Source organism: uncultured Phocaeicola sp. (genome assembly GCF_948499155.1).
Classification (GTDB): Bacteria; Bacteroidota; Bacteroidia; order Bacteroidales; family Bacteroidaceae; genus Phocaeicola; species Phocaeicola faecalis.
The window spans coordinates 114,230-140,178 of sequence record NZ_CAOOSE010000010.1 but is presented as its reverse complement, the minus strand read 5'-3'; the positions used below and the strand labels follow the sequence as shown (position 1 = coordinate 140,178).

Annotated in this window: 15 protein-coding genes and 1 pseudogene; 4 read left to right on the top strand and 12 right to left on the bottom strand. The window is 45.1% G+C overall.

Annotated elements, in window-relative coordinates; genetic code table 11:
- Positions 1-479: 479 nt before the first annotated feature.
- The 3 genes from QYT14_RS09720 to QYT14_RS09710 all read left to right on the top strand — a co-directional run bounded on the left by QYT14_RS09720 (position 480) and on the right by QYT14_RS09710 (position 3,590).
- Complete coding sequence (locus QYT14_RS09720; protein ID WP_288324630.1) at positions 480-1,832, top strand: MATE family efflux transporter; 1,353 nt, start codon at positions 480-482, stop codon at positions 1,830-1,832.
- Between the two features lie 36 nt (positions 1,833-1,868).
- Complete coding sequence (locus tag QYT14_RS09715) at positions 1,869-2,450, top strand: Crp/Fnr family transcriptional regulator (RefSeq protein ID WP_288324631.1); 582 nt, start codon at positions 1,869-1,871, stop codon at positions 2,448-2,450.
- Positions 2,451-3,041: 591 nt separating this feature from the next.
- The gene (locus QYT14_RS09710; RefSeq protein ID WP_288324632.1) at positions 3,042-3,590 is read left to right on the top strand and encodes a carbonic anhydrase; all 549 of its coding nucleotides are present in this window, start codon (positions 3,042-3,044) and stop codon (positions 3,588-3,590) included.
- Here QYT14_RS09710 and nrfA read toward each other — a convergent pair.
- The 12 genes and pseudogenes from nrfA to QYT14_RS09650 form a co-directional block, all read right to left on the bottom strand.
- Positions 3,571-5,062: pseudogene (gene nrfA, locus QYT14_RS09705) on the bottom strand (ammonia-forming cytochrome c nitrite reductase). The gene QYT14_RS09710 and the pseudogene nrfA sit on opposite strands and share 20 nt — an antisense overlap.
- Before the next feature lie 6 nt (positions 5,063-5,068).
- Entirely contained in the window at positions 5,069-7,447 is a 2,379-nt protein-coding gene (locus QYT14_RS09700; protein WP_288324633.1) for a HAMP domain-containing sensor histidine kinase, read from the bottom strand.
- 216 nt (positions 7,448-7,663) lie between these two features.
- Positions 7,664-9,082: a Gfo/Idh/MocA family oxidoreductase gene (locus tag QYT14_RS09695; protein WP_289307621.1), complete on the bottom strand. Its 1,419-nt coding sequence runs from the start codon at positions 9,080-9,082 to the stop codon at positions 7,664-7,666.
- A gap of 225 nt (positions 9,083-9,307) precedes the next feature.
- Positions 9,308-11,059, bottom strand: a complete 1,752-nt coding sequence (locus tag QYT14_RS09690; protein ID WP_288324636.1) for a RagB/SusD family nutrient uptake outer membrane protein — start codon at positions 11,057-11,059, stop codon at positions 9,308-9,310.
- 14 nt (positions 11,060-11,073) lie between these two features.
- Positions 11,074-14,076, bottom strand: coding sequence for a TonB-dependent receptor (locus QYT14_RS09685; protein WP_288324704.1), 3,003 nt, complete (start codon positions 14,074-14,076; stop codon positions 11,074-11,076).
- 906 nt (positions 14,077-14,982) lie between these two features.
- On the bottom strand, positions 14,983-15,483 hold the full coding sequence (locus QYT14_RS09680; RefSeq protein WP_237039163.1) for an NUDIX domain-containing protein: 501 nt from the start codon (positions 15,481-15,483) through the stop codon (positions 14,983-14,985).
- 42 nt (positions 15,484-15,525) lie between these two features.
- Positions 15,526-17,022, bottom strand: coding sequence for a histidine ammonia-lyase (gene hutH, locus QYT14_RS09675; RefSeq protein WP_288324637.1), 1,497 nt, complete (start codon positions 17,020-17,022; stop codon positions 15,526-15,528).
- A gap of 11 nt (positions 17,023-17,033) precedes the next feature.
- A complete protein-coding gene (locus QYT14_RS09670; RefSeq protein WP_288324638.1) occupies positions 17,034-17,657 on the bottom strand; it encodes a cyclodeaminase/cyclohydrolase family protein in 624 nt (207 codons plus the stop codon).
- Between the two features lie 29 nt (positions 17,658-17,686).
- Positions 17,687-18,931 carry an imidazolonepropionase gene (hutI, locus tag QYT14_RS09665; RefSeq protein WP_288324639.1) on the bottom strand — a complete coding sequence of 415 codons (1,245 nt, stop codon included), beginning with the start codon at positions 18,929-18,931 and terminating at the stop codon, positions 17,687-17,689.
- A gap of 16 nt (positions 18,932-18,947) precedes the next feature.
- A complete protein-coding gene (gene ftcD / locus QYT14_RS09660) occupies positions 18,948-19,850 on the bottom strand; it encodes a glutamate formimidoyltransferase (RefSeq protein WP_288324641.1) in 903 nt (300 codons plus the stop codon).
- An 11-nt stretch (positions 19,851-19,861) separates the two neighbouring features.
- Complete coding sequence (locus QYT14_RS09655; RefSeq protein ID WP_288324642.1) at positions 19,862-21,868, bottom strand: urocanate hydratase; 2,007 nt, start codon at positions 21,866-21,868, stop codon at positions 19,862-19,864.
- Between the two features lie 145 nt (positions 21,869-22,013).
- Positions 22,014-22,151: a WYL domain-containing protein gene (locus tag QYT14_RS09650; protein WP_288324705.1), complete on the bottom strand. Its 138-nt coding sequence runs from the start codon at positions 22,149-22,151 to the stop codon at positions 22,014-22,016.
- A 456-nt stretch (positions 22,152-22,607) separates the two neighbouring features.
- Between QYT14_RS09650 and QYT14_RS09645 the strand changes: the two genes are divergently transcribed.
- Positions 22,608-25,949: a TonB-dependent receptor gene (locus QYT14_RS09645; RefSeq protein WP_288324643.1), complete on the top strand. Its 3,342-nt coding sequence runs from the start codon at positions 22,608-22,610 to the stop codon at positions 25,947-25,949.

The window sequence follows — 25,949 nt, the reverse complement described above, 5'->3', positions numbered from 1 at the left end:
CAACGACCCCGAGATTACAAATCACGTGCTCTGGCCAACTGAGCTAAAGAGGCAATTCTTTTGTTTTGCGGGTGCAAAGGTAGTGATTTCTTTTTAACTCACAAACTTTTCGTTGTAAAAAGTGGGACACATTGTTTTCTTGGGAATTTAAATCCTTGTTTTATCTCCTTATATCATATCACCTACAAAGGGAAGAGTAAGCCGTTTCTTAGGGTCGGCTAAGGCTTTTTAAACGGAAGAATATTACAGTCTCCGGCAACAGACTGTACAGTCCACCGTAGCAGACTGTACGGTCCACTGTAGCAGACTGTACAGTCCACTGCCGAAGACTGTAGTAATCCGACTGACAGACAGGCATAATCGAAAGGACGAAAACGCTTAGTCTGGCTAATGAAAAAGTGACTGAAATTACCAAATGGTAATTTTTACCCTAAAATAAGGCCTTATCTTTGCAACCGGAAAAATAAATTGATATAGGTATGAAAGATAGTATTGATTTTGGTAGTATGGAAATTCCGAAATTGTTTCGGAAGTTACTGATACCTACTGTGCTGGGGATGGTCTTTTCGGCTGTGTTTGTCATAACAGACGGAATATTTGTAGGTAAGGGAATTGGTAGTGATGCATTGGCTGCGGTAAATATTACGGCTCCACTGTTTTTGATAAGTACGGGCATCGGGCTGATGTTTGGAGTGGGGGCGTCCGTGGTTGCCTCCATTCATTTGTCGCAGGGTAAACAGAAGTCGGCGCGGATTAATGTGACACAGGCGGTGGTGGTTTCTTCTTTGTTCCTGGCATTGCTATGGGGGGCGGTGTGTATGTTTGCACCTCAAGTGGCACGATTGTTGGGAAGTTCGGAACGATTGTTGCCTTTGGCGGTAGAGTATATGTATTGGTTCCTTCCGTTTTTAGTGTTCAGTGCACTGCTCAGTTCGGGGATGTTTTTTGTGCGATTGGATGGTTCTCCTAACTATGCCATGTTGTGCAATGCTATTCCGGCAGTGATTAATATTGTGCTCGATTATGTGTTCATCTTCATTTTCGGTTGGGGAATGAGGGGTGCGGCACTTGCCACCAGCTTGGGTTATGTGATTGGGGCTGCCATGATAATCATATATTTGAGCCGTAAGAAAAATGTAATCCGTTTCTGCCGTGTGAAGTTCAGCAAGAAGAGCATGCAGCTCACTTGGCGTAATGTGAAATATATGTGCCGTTTGGGAGCATCAACGTTTTTGTGTGAGGGGGCAATAGCCTGTATGATGTTTGCCGGTAACTATGTGTTTATCTCTTATTTGGGAGAAGACGGGGTGGCGGCTTTCAGCATTGCCTGCTATTTTTTCCCTATTATATTTATGGTGTATAATGCCATTGGACAGTCGGTGCAACCCATCCTGAGCTATAATTTCGGAGCCGGTGATGAAGCACGTGTGCGTTCGGCTTTTCGTCTGGCATTGATGACTGCTGTGATTTGCGGGCTGGTGTTCTTCACGCTTACAGCGATATTCAATCATCAGATAGTGGCCATGTTCATCGACCGTTCTTATCCGGCATACGATATTGCAGTGGCAGGATTGCCTTTGTTTGCTTCGGGGTTTGTCTTCTTTGCTGTGAATATTGTATCGATTGGTTATTTTCAGAGTGTGGAGCGTGCGCGCCCGGCAATGGCGGTTACGGTGTTGCGCGGATTCGTATTCATGGTTATCTGCCTTTTCGGATTGCCGTTGCTGCTTAAAGTACCCGGTATCTGGCTGGCTGTTCCGTTGGCTGAAGTACTTACTTTCTTAGTGATAACCACAATTTATTGGCGCAAACGTCGGTTGGTTCACGGATGATTTCTTACCTTTGCGGTACTAAATCAAGTGGAAAGTATGGATGCGTTTGTTCAGAAGTTTTGCGAGAAGTACAGTTTGCCGATAACAGCGAGTTTGCAGTTATTGGCGAAAATGGAAAAGCTCCACTTCCGCAAAGGAGATTTTCTGGTGCAGGAGGGTGAACGGAATTCGAACTTCTATATTATAAGCAAGGGAATCTGGCGGGGACATTACCTGAATGACGGGGTGGATGTCTCCGTTTGGTTTGCTTCTGAAGGAGAGGCTATTTTTTCGTCTTGGGGCTACATAGAAAATACTCTTTCATTGGTCTCCATAGAGGCCATGTGTGACAGTGAACTTTATGGTATTTCTAAGGCAAAACTGGAGTCTTTTTATGCTTCATCAGCAGAATTGGCCAACTTCGGACGACGGCTTTTCGAACAACAGTTTCTCGGTTTGGAGAATTGGATTATCAGCGGAGGAAGTCCTCGTGCCAAAGAGCGTTATCTTACTTTGCTGGAAGAAAACCCTGAGCTTTTGCAATATGTTCCGTTGAAGCATATTGCTTCTTATTTGTGGATTACCCCGCAGTCATTGAGCCGCATCCGTGCAGGGTTGGGCAAGAAGAAAAAAGAGTAGCGGCTCATTCGATTGTGTGGAACTACATAGGTTTGAGCGTCAGCTTCGCCTGATGATGTGTGCTGATACAGACCGTAATATTTTGGAAGAACTCGGGGAACGTTGGGCTGTGAGTTCGCGCAACGTATACCGATATACCAGGTCAAGTCAAAAAGTGTGTGGGCATCATATTTTGAGAAGATTCCAATATGACAATGTAAGAATACAGATTCTTTTAAGGCATTATAAATGAAGTATATCAGATGACCGCTTGATTGGGTACCGGTATTGTAACCCATAGTTCACGCTTATCACCCACAGGATTTTCGGATTGGGAGTGTGTCAAAACTAAACCAGTCTATCCAATCGTCAGCTGTAGGGGCAGGGTTTGCCTGCCCGAAGGCACAAAGTAAACTGTTTTCGGGCGAGCGAACCTCGCCCCTACGAACTAAACGACAGCATTATCCACGTTTTGACACAACCCCGTTCAAGAGGGCAGGGGGGATGGTCCGCATGTAAAAAGTCGGGCGTCCATTAAAATTCTTAAGCGGGAATGTACCGCTTCATTTGTTTTTTTCGTATGTTTGCGAGAGACATAAAAAACGCAGAACCATGTTAGATGAAATTCTAGAATTCAACAAACAATTTGTAGCAAACAAGGGGTATGAAAAATATATTACCAATAAATATCCCGATAAGAAAATCGCTATTCTTTCATGCATGGATACCCGACTGACCGAGTTGTTGCCGGCCGCTTTGGGCATCAAGAATGGTGATGTGAAAATGATAAAAAATGCAGGAGGTGTCATCTCGCATCCTTTCGGGAGTGTAATTCGCAGTCTGATGGTGGCTATATATGAGTTGGGTGTAAAAGAAGTCATGGTCATAGCCCATTCCGATTGTGGTGCTTGCCACATGAACAGCACTGAAATGATAGAGCACATGAAGGCGCGCGGTATCAAGCAGGAAACAATCGATATGATTCACTATTGCGGTGTGGACTTTGCGACATGGCTGGACGGATTTGAAGATACGGAGAAATCCGTGCGCGGCACTGTGCATGCCATTGTCAATCATCCGTTGATACCTTCTGATATCAAGGTCTATGGATTCATCATTGATTCGGTGACAGGGAAGCTGACTAAAGTGAATGTGGAGTGATGCGGCCGTTTTCCCTGGCTTTCTTCAGCCATTGTGGAACGACCTTTTCCAAGAACTTTTCTTTGGCGGCTTTCTCTGCCGGGATATTCAGGCCGATGTATTGCTGTGCCTTTTCTTTGGTAGAGAGGTCTGGTAATGCTACCTCTTCTGTATATCCGTGCCTTGTCAGCACTTTGGCAATGGCCATTCGTGCCTGATATGCTTTATCCAGTCCGTGTCCCAGTATACGCATCGTTTCTTGCGGCGCATGGAAAGAAGCGCCATGTGAAGATACTCCGAAATCCCATCTCCATTGTGCCTGGCGGATAAACTGCAAAGCTTTTTTCATTTCCTCGTCAGTGGCTCCCTGTTGCCATGCAAACTTTGCCTCGATGTGTGCTTTTGCCAGTTCTTTTTCCAAGAGTATGCGCAGTTCATTTGCTTTTTGTTGGCGTTCGTACACATTATTGCAAAGTGTTTCTTGATTTCCACGGTGACAGGTGAGGCAAGTGCGTTGCGCCACAGTCAATGGATTCTGGATGTGGTGGTCGCTATACTTTATGCCTCCTTCATTATTATAGGGCATGTGGCAGTCGGCACAGGATACACCGCGCTGGCCATGAATACCCATTTGAAAAATTTCATAGTCGGGGTGCTGTGCTTTTATAATGCGGGCACGACTCAGGGTATGAATATAATCAGTGAAATCCGTTTCATCATAGTACTTCTCGATGTCTTCCATCGTAAAGCCTTTATCCCAGGGGAAAGTTACGTACTTGTCGTTCCCCTTGAAGTAGTATTCAGAATGACATTGAGCGCATACCAATGAACGCATTTCCTGAGGAGATACTTTTGTTATATCTTTTCCCTGGCGGCTGAATGCTTCGATAAGGGCGGGACGGCTGATGTGCAGATTCATGTTTTCCGGTTCGTGGCAGTCTGCACATCCGATGGGATTTACTATTTCGCTACCCAGTGCTGCCCATTTGTTATGGTAGAAAGAATCCACCCCGATGCTCTCCATCAATTGGGGGGGCGTCCGGGCTTTTGCATACCCAGCAGGATGCAGGTTGAGGTCCTTCGGTGTCACTCATAGGTGCGCCGGTGCGGAGCGAATGGGTGATATCGTTTAGTGCAAACATGTGTCCTTGCGGGGTGCGGTAGTCTTTGGAAAAAGCATAACCAGCCCATAGTATAACCAGTTCGGGGCGTTGTGCCAAAACATCGACGGCTGTTCCTTCTGTGCAGTTGCCTTGGTATCCTACGGTGAGTGTATCTGCCCAGGTCTGATACTCGCGCGGGTAATTTTCGGAGAAAACAGAACTGCGGGCTTCTATGCCGGTTATCTTTATTTTCTTCTTACCGGTAACTGTATTTGTTGTTTCCGTTTGATGTTCCAACAAAGTGGATATCGCAACACCCGATACAAAAACGAGTGCCATAGCTGCACAGAACAATAGCCACCTCTGCCAAGGCCTCAGTGTATTTTCCATTATTTGTTATTCCTTTCCATCACTTTTATTTGTTTTTGCCAAGGATAAAATCACTGTAAAACAACTTCCTTTTCCCACTTCCGACTGTACCTCTATACGCCCGCCCAGCCGTTCAATAATCACTTTACAGATGGAAAGTCCCAAACCACTACCTTGTTCAAATTCATTGGTCTTATAGAAACGGTCGAAAATCATGATAAGTTCTTGTTCGTCAATGCCTTTTCCGGTGTCTTGTACGTAGATACATACCTTGTTATGTTCTTTGTCAAACTTGCATCCCAGTGTGATTCTTCCTTCTTTGGTAAATTTGTTGGCGTTGTTCAGCAGATTGGAGATAACCTGAGTAAAACGGAACCGGTCGATATGTACAGGTAACGGAATACTTTCGTCCATTTCAAGGTGAAACTGCAGTGTCGGTTGGATTAGCCCTTCGTAGGTCATAAAAATCTCCTTTACAATATCTTTCAAGTCACATTCTTCCATTTCGAAGGTCAGTCCTCCGGAATCAAGGCGGGATATTTCCAATACATCATTGACTAATTTTAAAAGCAAGTCATTGTTGTGATTGACCAGATTAAGCATCATTGCTTTTTCTTCCGGGTCTATTTTGTCTGAACCTTCACCTACCAATATATTGGTGAATCCCACAATAGCATTCAGAGGAGTACGGATTTCATGGCTCATATTGTTGAGGAATGATTGTTTCAACTCAGCATTCTCGGCAATTTGTTTTGCCAGTATGAGTTGTTCTTCACGCTCCACCTGTGCTTGGATGTTTTGAATGACTCCCGCCATCATCATTTTGCCCCGGGTGTCTTTCATACTGCTGCACCTCAGCTCATACCATTGGTAGTTTCCTTCTTCGTTGCCGAAAGAAAACCGTATCCGCTGCATTTGCATGCCGGGTGATTGGTGCATGGTTTCATAAAAAGTTTTCAATAATGGAGCGTCGTCCGGATGGGTATACTTCCTGATTTCATCTCTTGTAAATTTCTGTTGTTTCAGTCCTGACGGGTTCGTATAATTAGCATCGAACTCGATGATGTCGTCCTGAACATTCCAAAGCGAAATATGACCTCCGTTGACAGAAAGGCTTAACCGTTTCTGAGCCTCTTCCAGAATCCGGAGGTTGGTACGCTCTTTCAAAGAACGGCGGTGGGCCCGTAGCAGACTGACGGAAATCAAGATAAAGGCAATAACGAACAATGCTCCCAGTATATAAAGTTCCTTGTGGTAACGGTCATAAAAGGGATAATTGATGATGCGTATATGGGCGGGAATCTGATGTATGTGTTTGGCGTGTTCGGAGAGATAAGTCCAATCTAATATATATTCTTTGTCCAAAGCCCTTATTTTAGGCATGCCTATCTTTTCATTTTTCATCAGTCGGAAGGCTAAGTCGGCTGCTGCTTTGGCTGAAATCTCTTCTGTTGCCATGTATCCGCCCACAATCTTGGCATTTTCGTTAAACCCTTCACGGATGCAACTGAATGAGGGAATATTCAATGCGTTGGTAATTGGGATGGACATCATGTCAAATTTGTCCAATAAGAATACTTGGTCTTCCTGATCTCGTCTGGAACGTTCCAACATAATGAGCAAAGAAGACCCTTTTATATATCGGAAAGGGCAGAGGCTGACGGACAATTGATTTTTATTCGGATTTTCATTGGTCATGCCGGGCATCAGATTAAAGTATTTAATCATTTCCGTCAGTCTGTTGTATTCATCCTCTTGGGCAAATCCTTTAGCATATCCCAACATTCTTACACTCTTTCTGTCTACAGTACGGGTGAGCATATCAAAAGATTTATGTCCCAGATAACTAAAATCTATATTATAGATAATGTCCATGTTGGTGTGGAGATGCAGTGTCTTTATAAATTCTATGTTGCGCTGCAGGTCGGGGATATCGCTGAGGACATAAACTTTCTTTTCATTATATTCTTCTATCAGTTTTTCATTTGGAAAATGTACATTACATGCCAATATGGGAACAGAACCCAACAGTTGGTGGCGGGTGGATAAGATGGAATATGTAGCTTGGTCTCCTATGGTGAGGATGAGGTCTGTGGATTTACTCTTAACTAATTCGAGATAGTTTTGGCAATGTTCTATTTCTTCTTGCTCATTTAATTTGGTACAATCTAAATAGAAGCGATCGAATATAGCTTCAACCCCCTGTCTTCTGAATTCCTGCAAGAGGTGTTTTTCGAGATTCCCGTTACCTATTTCGTCTTTGGCGAGGGAGTATGCAAGGAAGACACGTTTTGTCGCTAAATGATTAGTGGCATACCATTTTTTGTAATTTAGCCCACATATAAAAGCAATTGAAAAAATGATAAAAATGGTTGTATATCTACACTTTGGGTAACCTTTGAACATGGTCTTATTTTATTCTAGCAAAAATAGTATAATTTTTGTAGAAGAGAACTGTTTATTCGGAAATGTTTCTCTTTTGTCGTAAGATTTCCGTTTGACAGGGTTTGAACTTGCTTCTTTTGTTTTATAAGGGCGTAAAAAAATAACTTATGACTGGAGCTGCCAATATACACTGATTGCCCCAATCATAAGTTATTGTTGTTTTAAAGCGTGCCGTTTTTATTTGGTAAATGCGTGGTGATAACCTTTCACCTTGTTCCAGCTACCGCGGGTGAAGTCGGGTACAGCTACCGGAGCATTACCGTTTTCGATAGAAAGGCGGGTAAGGTCTGCCATACAGCACCATTCAGCCAAGTCGTATACATCCATATCCAAAGGCAAACCGTTGCGCAGACAGTAAACCAGACGATAGTCCATGATGTAGTCCATACCACCGTGACCACCTACCTTCTTGGCAGTTTCTTCCAGTTCCTGGTGAATCGGGTGTTTGTATTTCTGCATCAAGGCTTCTTTCACGTTTTCGGGAACAGCAGCGTGCATATTCAGGTTTTCGTGGTTAGGCACTTCTTTAGCGTCAACCTGGTCGGGGCGCAAGCAATATTCTTCGATAGGGTATTTGTTGGCGAAACCATCTGTACCTGTCAGCTGATACATACGGCTGTAAGGACGAGGATTCACCACATCGTGCTGGATAAGAATAGTTTTGCCGTTCTCAGTGCGGATGAAAGTCATGGTATGGTCACCGTTCTGGAACTCGATAGAATCGTTTGCCAAGCCATATCTCTTACCCAGGTCAGGACCAGTTGCAGCCTTGGTATCCATCGCTACCAAAGTCTTCATGCGGTCGCCACGGTGAATATTCAGCAATTGGCAGGCCGGGCCAAGGCCGTGAGTGGCATAAACGTCTCCACGGTTTTCGTTATTGTAGTCCAAACGCCAGTTGTTCCAATAGTAGGGCCAGAATTCTTCAAGGTTGTGGATATAAGAACCTTCTACGTGCAGCACTTCACCGAACAATCCCTGTTGAGCCATGTTCAATGTTGTCAGTTCGAAGAAGTCGTATACACAGTTTTCCAACTGCATACAGTGCTTGCGGGTCTTTTCCGAAGTATTGATTAACGCCCAGATTTCATCCAGTGTCATAGCAGAGGGAACTTCAATGGCGGCATGCTTGCCGTGTTCCATAGCGTAAATACCCATTTCGGCATGATGCTTCCAGTCGGTGGCAATATAAACAAGGTCGATATCATCACGTTCGCACAGTTGTTTCCATGCATCTTCCGAACCAGAGTAGAGCACCGGTGCTTCCATTCCTGCATTGGTTACGATTTTTTGTGCTTTTTCTGCATTTTCGGGGAGTAAATCGCAGAGTGCGACAATTTTTGTTCCGGGGATATGTGTCCAGCGTTCCACAGCTCCGGGACCTCTCATTCCAAGTCCGATAAATCCGACACGAACAGTGTCGAGCTTAGGAGTGGTCAGTTGGATTACATCTTGCTGTCCTGCGGATCGTTCGGGTACTGCTACTTCAATAGGGGCAAATGAATTGTTTTGTGCAACTTCCTTTTGAGGTAAAGTGCATCCGGCCAGACATATCAATGCTAAACCGGCTACCAAGGTAGATAGTTTTTTAATCATGGTTTTTTCTGATAAAGTTTTATTGGATTAATAGTTGTTTGATGCAAAATTATAGAAAATCTCCGGAACGGACGAATAAAAAAGAAGTAAATGCTGCCGGATGTCTTATGAATGAAATGTTTTTGTTTCCCTGAATAGGTTTGTTCATAAAAAGAGATGGTTCTTTAAGTGCTGTCACTTACGAACCATCTCATAAAAAACTAATATGTTATTGAAAAGAGAGCCTTAATTCAGGATAACTCCGCTACTATTAGTCGGGTTTTGAGTCAAAGTGCCCGGATAAGCATTTATTGCATTCTGTGGAATGTAATAAACAACACGATAGTCTGATGCGGGAATGTCTTCAAATTGTTTGTGAGGTCCCGGATAGCGACGTGTCAAAGGCTTACCGTTGCGGAACACGTCATAGCTGCGTTCTGCTTGATAGGCTAATTCCAATTGGCGTTCTTTGTCAATTCTTTCGCTGGCGTTTGTTGCGTTCAATGAAGCGTATCCACCACCGATGATAGAGCGTTCGCGAATGGTATTAAGGTCGGCTAAAGCGGCCGAATAATTGCCTAATTTAGCATAGGCTTCTGCACGATTCAGATATATTTCACCCAAACGACTGATAATCGGTGAATGTAAATGCGAATCTTCTCCTTCGCGAGAACATTTGGTGATATAGAATTGTGGATATACACGGTTGAGAGAGATGTAATAGTCCAGCATACCTATATAAGTCTTGCCGTCTTGGTAAGTGATAGAATAAATATCCTGTTCGGCATCTACAGGAGTCAGTGTGTATTCCGGACCGTCCGGAACATCTTTTCCGTATACTTCTTTGGTCTTTTGGCAAACCACTGTCGCTCCCTTTTGTGTTACAGTCAACTGTTCGTAATTTAAAACCGTTTCTGAATCTTGTTTGATAAAACGGAATACTTCTTTATGATTATCAGTGTATGTCGGTTCGATAAATGCAGCACGTGCGTCTACGATTTTATAATGATCCGGACGCCAGTCATTCCGTCCTGTCTCATTCAACAAATCAATATATTTGGCACTGGCATACATTTCTCCCCAACCCATACCGCCGATATTGGCATACATACCGCCAATGCCATAGTAGTGGTCATAACCGGAGAATTCAGAAGCAACACGTTTTACCACAAAGATGGATTCGTCGTTGTTCTCGGGAGTAAGCGTGTTATATTTCATGAACTCTTCGCGCGGCAATAATGAGTAGGTGCCCGAATTGATTACTTTGTCCGCATAGTCAACAGCTAACTGGGCATATTCCCGATTGGGATTTTCATACGTTCCACTCATATACAGATATACGCGTGAGAGCATTGCCTGAGCTGCTTCTTTTGAGGCATAAGCAGCACCTTTGTTGATAGTCATCATTTCTTCTGCCTTTTTCAAGTCACTGATGGCCTGTTCATAGGTTTCTTTTACAGTAGAACGGTCGGGTAGTAGCAGGTCTCCCATAATATCATCGGGAGTACCATTAACAATAGGTACGCCTAAGTTCTTATCAGGAGCCTGATAGTAAGGACGTCCATAAGCACGGCATAAGTAAAAATACATCATACCACGTACATAATAACACTCTCCTAATTGGTTGTCTATCTCGGCACTCTGCCCTTCTTCTATCATTTTGATGATATTTGAGGCCTGGGCAACAGCCTTGTAACCATAATCCCAGAAGTTCTGTAAACGATAGTTTACCGGAGTGCGGGAGAAAGAGATGAATTCATAGAAGGCATCTGTTGATGAACCGCGAATCATCATATTGTCGCCGGCATACTCACCACAACGGTGCATGGGGTCCGACCATGTCTTTAGCTGAGCATACATACCGTTCATTAGAGATTCCAACGATGCGGAAGGATCGTTTGTGATTTGTTCTGCAGCCATAGAACTATATGGTAAACGGTCTATGTCGCAAGCGGTCAATGATGCCGCTGCCAATAATAAGGTCAATATCTTTTTCATATTGTTTCTACTGATTAAAAGGTAAGATTTAAACCGAACATAAATTTACGTACAGACGGATAAACGGCAGGACCGGCAGTACCCATCACAGAACCGTTACTAGCCGGAATTTCAGGGTCTACGCCTGAATAATCTGTAATGGTAAACAGGTTTTCTGCGTTCATGAATACGCGTAAGTTCTGGATGCCCCATTGCGGTAACTTAAAGTTGTAGCCCAGGGTCAGAGAGCGTAGTTTCAGATAATCACTGTTTTCCAAATAGCGGGAAGATGCAGAGTTGCCTTTATCCTGATTATTATATTTTGCAACGGGGTGAGTGGCGATATCTCCCGGTTTTTCCCAACGGTTCCAACCGTCTTTCAGTTTCATTTGGTTGCGGTCGGTATAAGTACCGTCGGAGTCATACTCCTGACGTGAATAGTTGTAAATCTTTCCACCGATAGAGTAACCGAATACGGCATTTAAGTCAAAGCCTTTCCATGTTAAAGTTGTAGAGAAACCTCCGAACAAATCGGGAGCTGCTGAACCGCACTTATAATATCCTGCCTCTGCGTAGTTAGAGGTTGTTTCTCTTCCTGTGACATTGCCTTCGCTGTCTTTAGTGTCTTTGTACCACATTGGAGCACCGTTTTCTGGATTTACACCTGCCCACTCCTTTAAATAATAAGTATCTACCGGATAACCGATTTCGAGGATGCGCTGCGCTGTACCGGCAATACTGCTTCCATCACTGATGATAACGGGTTTTACTACATAGTTTCCGTCTGTATCTTTTTGTTTATAGAGGTCTTTCAATTTATTACTGTTGTGACCAATATTTAATTCTACGTTCCAGAACCAGTCTTTTGTACTGATGATATCACCACCCAGTGAGATTTCATATCCGGTGTTTTTCATTTTACCGATATTTCTATAAACACTAGTCACACCGGTAAGTCCTGTAACGGGTACGTTATAAAGAATATTATCTGTATCTTTTGAATAGAAATCAAAAGTAAAGCGCAGACGGTTATTGAACAATGCAGCGTCAAGTCCGATACTTGTGGTATAGGTTTTTTCCCATGTCAAGTCTTTGTTACCGATGACACTGATCAATGCACCGGAACTTTCATTATAGCTGGAAGAAACTGAATACAGGTCGTATTGTGGGTAAAGTGAAGAGGGACGATTACCTACAGTACCATAACCTCCACGTATTTTAAGGTTATTAATCCAATCTATATCAAACCAGTCTTCACGGCTGATAATCCATCCTACACTACCGGACAGAAGATTGCCGTATTTGGCGTTCGTACCTAAGTTGGATGCACCGTCCCGGCGGATAGAGGCTTCGGCAATATACTTACCATCATATACATATTTCCATTGGGTGAAATAAGACTGAGTAGCCCATTCGCTGATACCGCCTTTCGTACGTTCGGGTTTGGATACTACATCCAGGACTTCGAATCCGGGTACAAATCCGGTACCATAGACATCTAGATTCTTATAATAATAATCATTAAATTCGTAAGCTATCAATCCGCTGATAGAGTGCTTGCCAAAGTCTTTGTTTATTAATAATTTTTGGTTGGTATAACGGCGGGTCACTTCTGCTCTCCATTCTGTGAGACGTCCGTTTACATTTTCGCCACTGCTTGAGCGCGGATCACTGTAACCGTGAGAAGTAGAATTGATGTATTTGTAGTTGTTGACAGATGAGAAGGTCAGCCAGTCTGTTATTTTAATGTCAAAATCTAAACTTCCCATGAATTCGTAATATTTGGATTCTGAATGGTTCCATTGTAAATCGTATAGGTAGTTGGTCTGCTGAGTGTTTACCCAACCACTGTAGCGGTGAGGAACCAAGTTGCCGTCTTTGTCATAGGGACTATCCCATGGGAGCATAGAATACATAGCTGTGACAGAGTATTGGCGGTCATCAATATTCCGAAGTGAACCGCTGAGCGCGGGTTTGATTGTCAACCAGTCAAATGGCTTGTATGTAGTCTTCAAGCGGAAGTTATACCGACTGTAATCATATCCTTTCACGGCACCTTCTTCATCATAATATCCTACAGATAGATAAGATTGCATTTTTTCGTTACCTCCGCGTAAAGATACATTGTACTCCTGTGTGAGTCCGTTTTGGGTAGCTAAATCCCACCAACTGAAATTGCTGTCGCGCAAATCCTTGTTCCATCGTGGAAAAGAAATTTCATTGGCATTTTGGAAGGAGGTATAGTAGTCATAAAGTTCTGCGCCATTCATCACTTCCAAGTTTCCATTGTTTAGTGAGCTGATACCTAGTTTTACAGATGCTTCGATAGTCATTTTTTCAGCTCGTCCGCTTTTGGTTGTAACCACAATAACACCATTTGCACCTTGCGAACCGTAAATGGCGGTAGAGGCAGCATCTTTTAAAATAGTCATGCTTTCAATATCCGCAGGATTTAGTTGTCCGGCATCCGAGCCTACTATAACCCCGTCGATAACCCACAGTGGAGAAGTTGTACCGTTAAGTGTGGCTTGTCCGCGGATAACAACTGCACCACTGGAACCGGGTTGACCAGACCCCGGGGCTACATATACTCCCGGAACTTTACCATTTAATAAATTTTCTACCGATGGCGTGGTTATGTCCTTCAACTTTTCACTTTTGATGTTATTCATAGATCCGGTTAAACTTTCTTTACGCTGAGTCGTGTAGCCTACTACTATGACTTCGTCCAGTGCTTCAGAGTCTTCATCTAATTTGATTGTTTGCAAACCGCCGGTGGCTTTTACCTCTATTGATTTATAACCAATAAAAGAGATACTGAGAGTAGAACCAATCGGTGCTGTCAGTTCGTATTCGCCATCGAAATTGGTGATACTGCCGTTTGTGGTTCCTTTTACAACGACATTAGCACCGATAACCGGTTCTCCGGTTTTGGCATCCAAAACCTTTCCTTTGATTTTGGCCGTCTGTTGTGCTACGGTTGGGAGTGAAACATCAACCATACCGGTAGGGATGGCAGACGAAGGAATTGAAATCATTCCAAGTACACTTGCCAGTAATGTGTACTTACCTCTTTGGGTTAAAGTCTTAATTTTCATAAGTGTTTCATAGAGTTAATAATACTATAATAGATTTGGAAGGCTAATGAATAAGGGAATATTTGCTAAGTATTTTAAGAACTTATCCTACTTGTATAAAGTGCCTGTAGATGGTATTTACAGTGAAAAAAGTTTTTTTCTGACTGTCTTATTTCTACCTATTATATACTGTAATGATGCTTGTCTGTGTGAGAATAAAGTGCCCCCAAATGGATAAACTGCATGAAATTATTAAGATAAAGAAACAGAAATGAGATAAATTTATATTTTCTGCTTTAATGATAGTGAAGAAATTAATAATATTATTATCTTTGCCGCTGTTAGTGGATAAAGGCGATAGGATAAGTTCTTAAAATACTTATCGTTTTTCTAACTGATTGCAGTAAATAAGATACCTGATAAATAAAAAAGAGAGTAATCCATTGGACTACTCTCTTTTATTCTATTGAGTTTTAAATAAAGTTCTCTAATCAAGTATGGTGGTTACTTGATTTCGTATCCCCAAGCACGTAGGGCACCATTTCCCATATCAATAAGACCTGTCTTAATGATTTCTTTTAACTTTTTCATAATGTTATCCTTTTTAGTTGATTTAAATACCGGCATTTATATTACTTAATGCCTACGCCCCAAGCTCTTACTTCGTTTTCACCCATCATAGCCAGGACTTTCATTACAATACTTTTTACCTTTTTCATAATCTTGTTATCCTTTCTTTCTATGTTTTACAACACAAAATTACGCGCTTTTGTTTTCTGTTGTATGCTTATGAGTCCAAAATATACGCTAAAGGGACAAATTCTTGATGCAAGTCAAGAATTTGCCCCTTTCCATGAAAAAGATGTTTCAGAAGCCTAATTTGCAGAACTCGTTCTCAAAGTTTGGTGTAAAGATATCCTTCCCCATATTGGCTTTTATTTCGTCTAATGTCCAAAAACGGCCTCCGGCTAATTCGTCACTGGGGGTGATAGGGCCGTCATAAATGGTTTTGTGTGAGAATACCAGTTCTTTTTCGCGGGCAGACTCAAAAACATAATTAATCAGCAGTTCGGGAGTGAAGTCGGTGATTCCGAGTTCTTCTTTCACTTCACGGTGGAGTGCTATTTCTACACTTTCGCCCAAGTCGACATGACCGCCTACTGAAGTGTCCCATTTGCCGGGTTGGATATCTTTCCATTCCGGTCGTTTTTGCAGGTAAAGTTCCCCTTTACTATTGAACACATGAAGGTGCACTACTGGATGAAGTTTTTTACTGCCGTCATGACACTCGCCTCGTGTGGCAGCTCCCACAATATTTCCCTGTTCATCTACAATGGGAAACATTTCTTCTTTATTGTCGCTATTCATACGTTGTCTTCTTTTTGCCTGCAAAGATAGTGAAATAATAGCTTAATAATCCACTTGGTGGCGTTTCAAAAAAGCCACAGTCTTATGTATTTCTTTGTACATCACAATGTCTTCGCGGATGAAAGGCACTTCCTTGCGATAAACCGAGAGGAATTTCTCAATGTATGGAGAGCTTTTGAGCGGACGCCGGAAGTCGATACCTTGAGCTGCATTCATCAGTTCGATGGCAAGGATATGCTCTAGATTGTCCATCACCTTAAATAGTTTTGTGGCGGCATTGGCACCCATACTCACATGGTCTTCTTGGCCGTTGCTGGAGACAATGGAATCACTGCTGGCGGAGTAGCAATACATTTTATTTTGGCTGACCATGGAAGCGGCTGCATATTGGGGAATCATAAAGCCTGAATTCAGTCCGGGATTGGCAACAAGGAATTCGGGAAGTCCGCGAAGTCCCATAATGAGTTGGGCTACGCGACGCTCGGATATATTTCCCAACTCGGCCAAAGCGATGGCGAGATAATCATAGACGAGTGCCAAAGGTTGTCCGTGGAAATTCCCGCCCGATATAATCAGGTCTTCATCGGGGAAGATGGTGGGATTGTCGGTGACGGAGTTAATCTCGGTCAGCAGAACGGACGCGGCATGGCGGATGGCATCCTTGGTGGCACCGTGTACTTGGGGGATACAGCGGAATGAATAGGGGTCTTGCACATGTGTCTTGGGCTGAGTTATGATTTCACTTCCTTCTAGTATACGGCGGAATGCTGTCCCTGTTTCTATCTGGCCTTGGTGCGGTCGCATCTGTTGGATACAATCCATGAACGGGTCGAGGCGTCCGTCGAAGGCTTCAAGGGAAACAGCGGCAATGAGGTCGGCTTTTTTACTCAGTCGGAACGCTTTCAAGATGGCATAAACACCGTTGGCGCTCATGAATTGTGTGCCGTTCAGCAAAGCCAATCCTTCTTTGCTTTTCAGTTTCACAGGCTCCCAGCCGAATTCATCGAGCACACTGATGGCTTCGCACCGCTTACCTTTATAATATACGTCTCCCACACCGATAAGTGGCAGGAAGAGGTTGGCAAGCGGGGCAAGATCGCCGGATGCACCCAGCGAACCACGGTCATATACAATGGGCATTACGTCATTGTTGAAGAAGTCGATAATGCGCTGCACGGTAATGACTTGTACGCCGCTGTGTCCCAACGAGAGGGCATGTGCCTTGAGCAGAAACATCAGTTTTACAATGACGTGTGGCATTTCTTCGCCCACACTGCAAGCATGGCTTTTTACCAGATTCTCTTGTAAGGTGCTCAGCTCATCAGGCGAAATATTACGGTTGCACAGCGAGCCGAACCCGGTGGTAATACCATAAAGCGGTGTGTCGGAATTGGCTATCTTTTTATCCAGATAGTCCCTGCACTTCTGAATGCGTTCCCGAGCTTCGGGGGCCAGTTCCAGTTTCAGGTTCTCATTGATGATGCGTTCGATAATATCGAATGTGAGTTCGCCGGAACCTATTTGATATACGTTTTTCATACTCTTCTTTTTTAGAGAACGGTTTTCACATAGTCCAATATTTTTTGTTCTTCGGCAATCGTTGTCTTTTCTATCATATCCGCTTCTTCAGTCATTTCTTTCACAAATTTCTCGTCTTTGATAGAGGTGAGGTTGATGCGGACATTTAGCAAAGCACCCAGTATGGCGGTTCGTGCACACATCATTGCCACACAAGCATCGGTCACGGCATTGCTGTTTCCTTTTCGTGCCACTACATCAATCATCGGCAGGATGGAATGGACAGTACGTGCCACTTCCATCGGTACTTCGGCTGCATATTTGGTCTCTTTTTGAATCGCTTCGTTGCGGATGTTTTTTTCTTCTTCTGTTTCTTTGGGAAGTTTGAAGGCGGCAAATACGCGGTTGTATGCATCCGAGTCACGGTCTACATCGATAATGAGTTGACGTGCCAATTCTTCAAAACGGGCGGAAAGGTCTTCCATAACCTCGTTTACTTCGGCATATTTCTTTCGTCCGATGGTCAGGTTGGCAACCATTGCGGCAAGGGAAGTCGCCAGGGCACCATTGAGGGCGGATATGCTTCCGCCACCGGGAACGGGATCGTTGCTGATGACTTTATTAATAAATTCTTTGATAGTGAGTTCTGTTAACATGGTATTATGTTTTTAAGTTGGGTGAATATTTAAAATAGGATACGTCCTGCTTTGATGGTGTGTTGCACGGAATTCATGCCGGTATAGTAAACGAGTACAGCTGGGGTATCGGTGTCCAGCAAGACAAGGTCTCCCTGTTTGCCGACTTCGATACTGCCTGTCCGGTGGGCATAACCCAGTGCGGCTGCTCCGTTTAATGTCATGGCGGTGATAGCTTCTTCCAATGTGAGATGCATATATAGGCAAGCCAGTGCAAATGTCAGTGGGATGGAACCGGAACAACAGCTGCCCGGATTGAGGTCGGTGGCGAGAGCTACGGCACAACCGCTGTCTATCATGTCACGTCCGCGTGCATAAGGTTCACGGAGTGTAAAGGCGGTCAGGGGCAGGAGCGTGGCGGCAACCTTATTTTCTGCCATTGCACGAATGCCGTTATCCGAGGCGTGCAGCAGATGGTCGGCGCTGAGTGCTCTTATTTCACCGGCAAGTTCGGCACCGCCGAAACTTACAATTTCATCGGCATGTATCTTTGCACCGAATCCTTGTTTCTGTGCCGCTTGCAGGAGTCGTCGGGATTGTGCTACGGTGAAGACGCCTTGTTCACAAAAAATGTCGCAATTCTCTGCAAGGTGCTTTTCACGGACCAGAGGAAGCATCTCATGGATGAGAAAGTCAATGTATTCGTCGGCTCTGCCCTGATATTCGGGAGGCAGTGCATGTGCACCGAGGAAAGTGGCGGCGATATCTACTTTACGTTGCGGGGAGAGGTTGATGGAACGCATCACTTCCAGTTGTTTGAGCTCGGTATTGCGGTCGAGCCCGTAACCGCTCTTCCCTTCCACAGTAGTGACCCCCATACGGCTCATGACATCAATAAACCATTCGGCTTTGCATTTCAATTCCTCCGGTGTCGCTTCACGAGTGGCATGTACCGTGTTGATAATGCCGCCTCCGCGTTGCATGATACTCATATAACTTTCCCCATTCATGCGCCAAACGAACTCTTCGGGGCGATAACCGCCGAAAACCAGATGGGTATGTGAATCAATGAATCCGGGAAGCAATACCCGGCCCCCGGCGTCGAGAATTTCGTAATCTTCTTTCGGCTCTGCATACGAAGGATGTGACGGGCCTGCGTAGGTAATCACTCCGTCGGTTACTACTACGGTTCCTCCGGTGAGATCCAGCAGTCGGTTCATCTCTTTACCTTTCAGGGCAGAGGTGCCGAGAGGGGTGATGATGCGGGCATTCTTGATGATAAGGTTGTTGTTCATGGCGATAGGTTCCTTGTTATTCCATAATCTGTGCTTCCAGCACTTGCTGCATCGAGAAGTTTTCCAGTCCCAAATAATAGGAGGCTGTGTCAATCAGGGCTTCCATGGGAACCAGGCCCACAATTTCGCTGCCGATAATGCTTACTCCGTAGCGGCGGGCTTCGAAACGCACCATCTCAAAAGCCCGATAGAGGGCAGTTTTGCTGTAGTCTGTCAGATTCATGGAAACTTGTGTGATGCCTCGGTCTTTCAGTTCTACGCCCATAGCCTTGCAGAAGCGCAGTCCGCCTCCGATAAAACGGATTTTCTTGGCAATGTCATGTGCAATCTCCAGACTGGGTGTGTTCAGGTTAATATTATAAGCTACTAAAGGCATACGTGCTCCGATGGCAACGGTTCCGGCAGTGGGATGTCGTTCTTCGGGACCGAAATCAGGATGCCATTCGGGTTGATGGATTTTCTCGGCCATGCCTTCGAATTCTCCTTTTCGGATAGTGGCAAGATTCTCGCGATGAGGAGCGCTTGCTGATTTTTCATACAGGAAGACAGGAAGCTGATAGGTATCCGCCACCTTTTGCCCTACTTCTTTAGAGATGGCAATGGCTTCGTCCATGGTACATCCTTTGATGGGGATAAAGGGGACTACGTCTGCTGCTCCCATTCGCGGATGCTGCCCTTGATGATGGTTGAGGTCAATCAACTTCACTGCTACGCCAATGGCCTCTATCACAGCCTCTTTTAAAGCGTCGGGCTCTCCCACAACAGTGACCACAAGACGGTTATGGTCTTCGTCATTGCTGTAGTCGAGCAGTTTCACTCCGGCACGTGCACGGAAGGGAGACACTATCTGATCTATTTTCTGCAAATCGCGCCCTTCGCTAAAGTTGGGAACGCATTCCATGATTCTTGTCCAGCTCATAATTCGTAACGTTATTGTTGTTTTATACCTTTTTCTTTTAATACTCTGTCGATTAATACATCTTCTGCCAGATGCGGCATGGTGATGTGATAACCTTGTTCTTGGTGGGTGCGGTTAAATTCTTCGGATGTTTCCATGGCGTGCGGATTGCGTGCCCATGCGCGTCGTGCCACGCCGCCCATGACATCCCATAGCATAGACGAACGCAAAATGGCATCTACCCGCTCGCTGCCGTCGCACACCATTCCGAATCCGCCGTTGACAGCCTTACCGATACCCACGCCTCCGCCATTGTGCAGGGCGACCAGACTCATGCCGCGTGCACAGTTACCAGCAAAGCACTGGACTGCCATATCTGCCATCACATTGCTGCCGTCCTTGATATTCGATGTCTCGCGAAAAGGGGAGTCGGTTCCACTCACGTCATGGTGGTCTCGTCCCAACATGATGGGGCCTACTTCGCCCCGGCGTACCATTTCGTTAAAACGCAGGGCGATATTCATGCGCCCGAGTGCGTCCTGATAGAGGATGCGTGCCTGAGTGCCGACTACCAGATTGTTTCTTTCGGCATCGCGTATCCATATCCAATTGTCCATGTCCTGTCCGCGTCGTTCTTTGGGGATACACTCCATGGCGGCATGGTCGGTCTTTATCAAATCTTCGTGTTTACCGCTGAGGCAAACCCAACGGAAAGGGCCATAACCATAATCGAAAAGCTGCGGTCCCATGATATCTTCCACATAAGAAGGCCAGATGAAACCGTCTTTTTCGTCGATTCCGTTGCGTGAAATTTCCTTTACTCCTGCATCATAAATGGCTTTCATAAACGAATTGCCGTAATCGAAAAAATAAGTACCGTGTTCTACCAATGCTTTAATGACATTGAAATGACGCCGTAGTGAAACATCTACCAGCTTTTCAAATCGTGTGCGGTCTTCTTTCAACAGGCGTGTGCGCTCGTCAAAGGTGATGCCTGCCGGACAATATCCTCCTTCGTACACGGCATGGCACGAAGTTTGGTCGCTCAGCAGTTCAATGGCTATATGATTATTCAAGGCATATTCCAACAGCTCCACTACATTTCCGTGATAGGCAATGGAACAAGGTTTGCGTAACCTCATGGCTTCGGCGGCAAGGGTATAGGCTTCTTTCAAGTCGGAAGTGACATGTTGCACCCATCCTTGGCGATACCGTGTTTCGATGCGTGACGCATCCACTTCGGCAATGATGGCAGCGGCTCCTGCTATTTCGGCGGCTTTGGGTTGTGCTCCGCTCATTCCTCCCAAGCCAGAAGATACAAAGAGATGACCGTTCAGATTTCCGTCCTGCGGCACACCGAGTTTCATGCGCCCGGCATTTAATAAGGTATTGAATGTGCCGTGTACAATTCCTTGCGGACCGATGTACATCCATCCGCCTGCTGTCATCTGACCGTAATTGGCAACGCCCATCTGTGCGGCGATTTCCCAGTCACGCTGGTTGTCGAACATGCCTACCATCATCGAATTGGTGATAATGACACGCGGTGCTTCGTGCTTTGACTTGAACAGACCAAGAGGGTGTCCGCTTTCCACTACCAAAGTCTGTCTGTCAGTCATTATTTCCAGGTATTGCTTGATGAGGCGGTATTGCATCCAGTTCTGGCATACTTGTCCCGTTTCGCCGTAAGTGACGAGTTCGTAAGGATAGAGGGCGATGTCGAAACTCAGGTTATTGTCTATCATTACCTGAAAAGCTTTCCCTTCTATGCAGTTCCCTTTGTATTGGTCAATAGGCTTTGCCTTCAAGTCACCTTGCGGTCGGAAGCGGTAGCCGTAGATTTTCCCCCGGGTGAGCAGTTCGTCCATAAATTCCGGGGCGAGTTGGGCGTGAAGTTCTTCGGGAATGTAGCGTAGTGCATTCCTCAGTGCGGTTTCTGTTTGTGCCGGTGTCAGACGATAACCTCTGTCGGGCGCACGGCGGATGCCTTCTACAAAAGTAGGATAGGCGGGAAGTTTTTTAGATAAGGTGATAGTCATAGCATTCAGGTGTTTTGTCACAAAGATAGTAAAACAACTGAGATACTATGGATTAATGAATATGTTTAGTGACATAAAGTAATAGGAATTCCTATGTATTATGGCAGGTTAAGAAGTCCAATTCTATCTTTTATAGTATATAGATCTAGTCATTATACATTTGGAAGACACGCTGTGCCATTTCTCTCATTTCTTGGCGTAAAGTGGCTGGAGCTATTACCTCAACACTATCGCCAAAGGAACGTAGAAGCGAACGTAATTTATAGTTGTCTTGTACCTTCAGTCGAACCTCTCATTTACCGTTGCTCTGTTTGCTGTTTAGCACAGATTGAGACTCATGCAGTGGCTTTGTTGTAATATAATTCCACGCCTTGTCGGTAACATGCAAAATGACATTTTCCACGGGTGCACCTGTTCGGCAGGACGATAGGTAATAGAGCGCTCGTCCTCCTCATCCTCGCCAAGACGTATCTTGACCGGTTGCCTTCGATAATATTCGCGGTTTTTTGTAGCAAAATGTCTTATGCTGATATAGAAACTTACACACTGTCGGAAGGCTTCTTTCTTATGAAATACTTTATCGTTATTCAAGACAATATCGCAATATATGTATTACTAAGGCGGATATGGACAATTTTATATTATTATTCGGACGATTTTTATAGATGGCTGCTATGCCGATTTAATACATTTGCATAATATTTAAAGAATAATATTTATTAATCCTAAAAAAACTTTTATGGAACAAAAATGCAGAATTAAGGGTAAACTGCCCAAACTTCTCATGCTACTGTGCATGTTCTTATGTTCCTTTACAATGGCTTTCGCACAGAAAACCGTCAAAGGGACAGTGCTTGATGAAACAGGCTCGTCTGTCATCGGTGCAAACGTGTTGGAAAAGGGAACTACCAACGGAACAATCACCGACATGGATGGAAATTTTACCCTTAAGGTAAAAAACGATGCTGTTTTGGTGGTCAGCTTTATTGGTTACAAGGACCAGACAATCCCTGTTAAAGGCAAGACTGAATTTAAAATCACATTAAAAGAAGACAGTGGTCTGCTGGATGAAGTCGTGGTTGTAGGTTACGGTGTGCAGAAGAAAGTAAATCTTACCGGAGCTGTGTCTACCGTTTCGGCCGAAAAGCTGGAGAGCCGTGCTACAACAAGCCTGTCCAGTTCATTGTCCGGTCTGGCCGCAGGTGTACAGGTCAACCAGGGATCGGGAAAGCCCGGCAGCGATGGAGCCAGCATCCAGATGCGCGGTCTCGGCAGTTTCAACAGCTCTTCTCCCATGGTCATCGTGGACGGGTCAGAAGCCTCTATGGCATCTGTAAACAGCGATGACGTAGAAAGCATCTCTTTCTTGAAGGACGCTGCCAGTGCCGCTATTTACGGTTCGCGCGGTGCCAACGGTGTAATCCTCATTACCACCAAGAAAGGAAAGAAGGGACAGGCACCCAAAATCACCTATACAGGTATTGTGACCAATTCAAAGATGAGCGGCAAGGCTTTCCATTTCGAGGACAACTATGCTGAATATATGGAAATGGCCAACCGCTGGAGTACCAACCGCGACTATAAGGCCGGCACCAAATATACCCAGGCGGCTATAGACGAATGGCGCGAAGGCTTGAAGAAGGCGGCATCCAATCCTAATGGCATAGACAATCCATACGGCGTGCCAAACTTCCTGGCATACCCCAGCACACAGTGGGTAGAAGAGTTGTTCCGTCCTTACACCATGCATAAGCACAATGTGTCCATCACCGGAGGTAGTGACAAAACCACCTATCTGCTTTCGTTCGGATATATGGACAATCCCGGTATGCTTCAGAACACAGGTCTGAAGAGATATGAAGGACGTGTGAACGTGGAAACCGAAATCAACAAATTCCTGTCGTTCGGCACACAGACGTATGCCACGTTCGAAAACAGCGAACCGGGTAATACCAGCTTTACATACATGTTCCAGAATACTCCGGCCATGACTCCGGAATACAACGGTCGTTACGGCGTTGCAGTGGACGGATCTTCCACTTCCAACCTGCTTGCAGACGTGCTGGCTCGAGGAGGTTCCTATAACGATACGCGTCTCAATACCACTTGGTATGCACGCTTGAAGCCCTTCAAAGGTCTGACCATCGAGGGACGTTTCAACTATCAGACCACATTCAATGAATCGGAAACTTATAGCAGAACCATTGACAAGGAGAACTTCCGTACCGGCGACTTCTATGCAGGCACCAGCAGCGACCAGGCAACCACTTACCGTGCCACTACTCGCTACCAGAACCGTACACAGGTGGGTACTGTCAGCTACGCCAACAAGATTGGCGACCATGACTTTAACATCATGGTAGGTACGGAACAATACTACTGGACGGTGAAGGGCTTCAACGCTACCCGTACAGGCTTGCTTGACATGTCGTTGCCCGATTTTACAGCCGCTACGGACAAGATGATTCCAACCGTTGGCGGTACACCTATGCAGGAATATGGCGTGATATCTTATTTCGGCCGTGTGAACTACTCTTATAAGGACCGTTACTTGGTGGAAGCCAATTTCCGTCGCGATGGTTCTTCACGTTTCGGTCCCGACCATCGTTGGGGTACATTCCCTTCCGTATCTCTGGCATGGCGTGTCTTGGAAGAGCCTTTCATGGAACCTGTCAAGAATGTCTTTTCTAATTTGAAGCTGCGTGCATCATGGGGACGTTTGGGTAACACCACTTCCGGATACTATGACTGGCAGGCTACTTACAGCTCGAACAACTACTCATTTGGTGGCGAAACTGTTAAGGGATTGAAATTGAGCAAGATCGCCAACCCGTATTTGCATTGGGAAACAGGTGAATCTACTAACGTTGGTCTGGAAATGGCTTTCTTGAATAACCGTTTGTCAGTGGAGGCTGACTGGTATCAACGTACTACAAAAGGTATCTTGGCTACACCTTCCATCTTTATGACCATGGGTAGTGTGAGTGCTCCTGTTACCAATACATCGAATATGCGTAACCGTGGTATTGAAATGAACTTGCGTTGGTCCGACAAAATCAAGGACTTTGAGTATAGTGTAGGTATCAATTTCGCTTACAACAATAATAAAGTAACGAAATATAAAGGCAAACTGAAACAAGGATGGGAAGTGGATGAAAATGGGAACCGTGTCTACGTGACCAACCGTGGTGATGTGGCAGACTATGGCAACACTATAGTAGTAGAAGACCACATATACAACGAACATTTCCTTTACGAACGTCACAAGGGTAACGGAAACGTTTACTTGGCAGACGGCGTGACTCCTGACCCCCATGGAGGTCCGCGTGACGGTATGATACGTACCAAGCAAGACCTTGACTGGGTACGCGCCATGATAGACTACCGCGATGCGGACGGCAACCGTGTGTACAACATCAACAACCAGAGTGTAGGGCAAGGCAAGGGCCTGTGGTACGGTGAAATGGTTTACGCGGATGTCAACGGTGACGGTATGTACGGCACAAACGACGATGACCGTGTATTCACAGGCAAATCCACCACTCCCAAATACACATACGGCATCAACTTCTCTGCTGCATGGAAAGGAATAGACCTGAACATGACCTGGGCCGGAAATGCGGGCATGTATCGCCGCATCTACGAACGCGGCTTCAATGACATGAGTGACGCAGGCTGGCAGGAAGGAACCATCGTGGCAAGAAACGCGCGCCACATCTACTATTATTGTGACCCGGAGCTGTCTGTTACCGATCCGAATTACGACCCTGCCAACGACCCGAACGCAAACATCTACGCGTCCTACATGCGTATAGGCAACACCAACAGTGCGCATCGTGCGAATACCGGCGAATTGTACAATGCTTCATACATCAAGCTGAAAACATTGCAGATTGGTTACACCTTTCCACAGGCATTGATGAGGAAGGCTTATATCAACAAGTTGCGTGTCTTCGCTTCATTCGAGAACTTGCTTACCATCACGAATTTCCCGGGTGTGGATCCTGAAATGGGCGGCTCCGGATTCCAGTCCTATCCTATTCCCCGTATGATTTCCGGTGGTTTAAATATTACTTTCTAA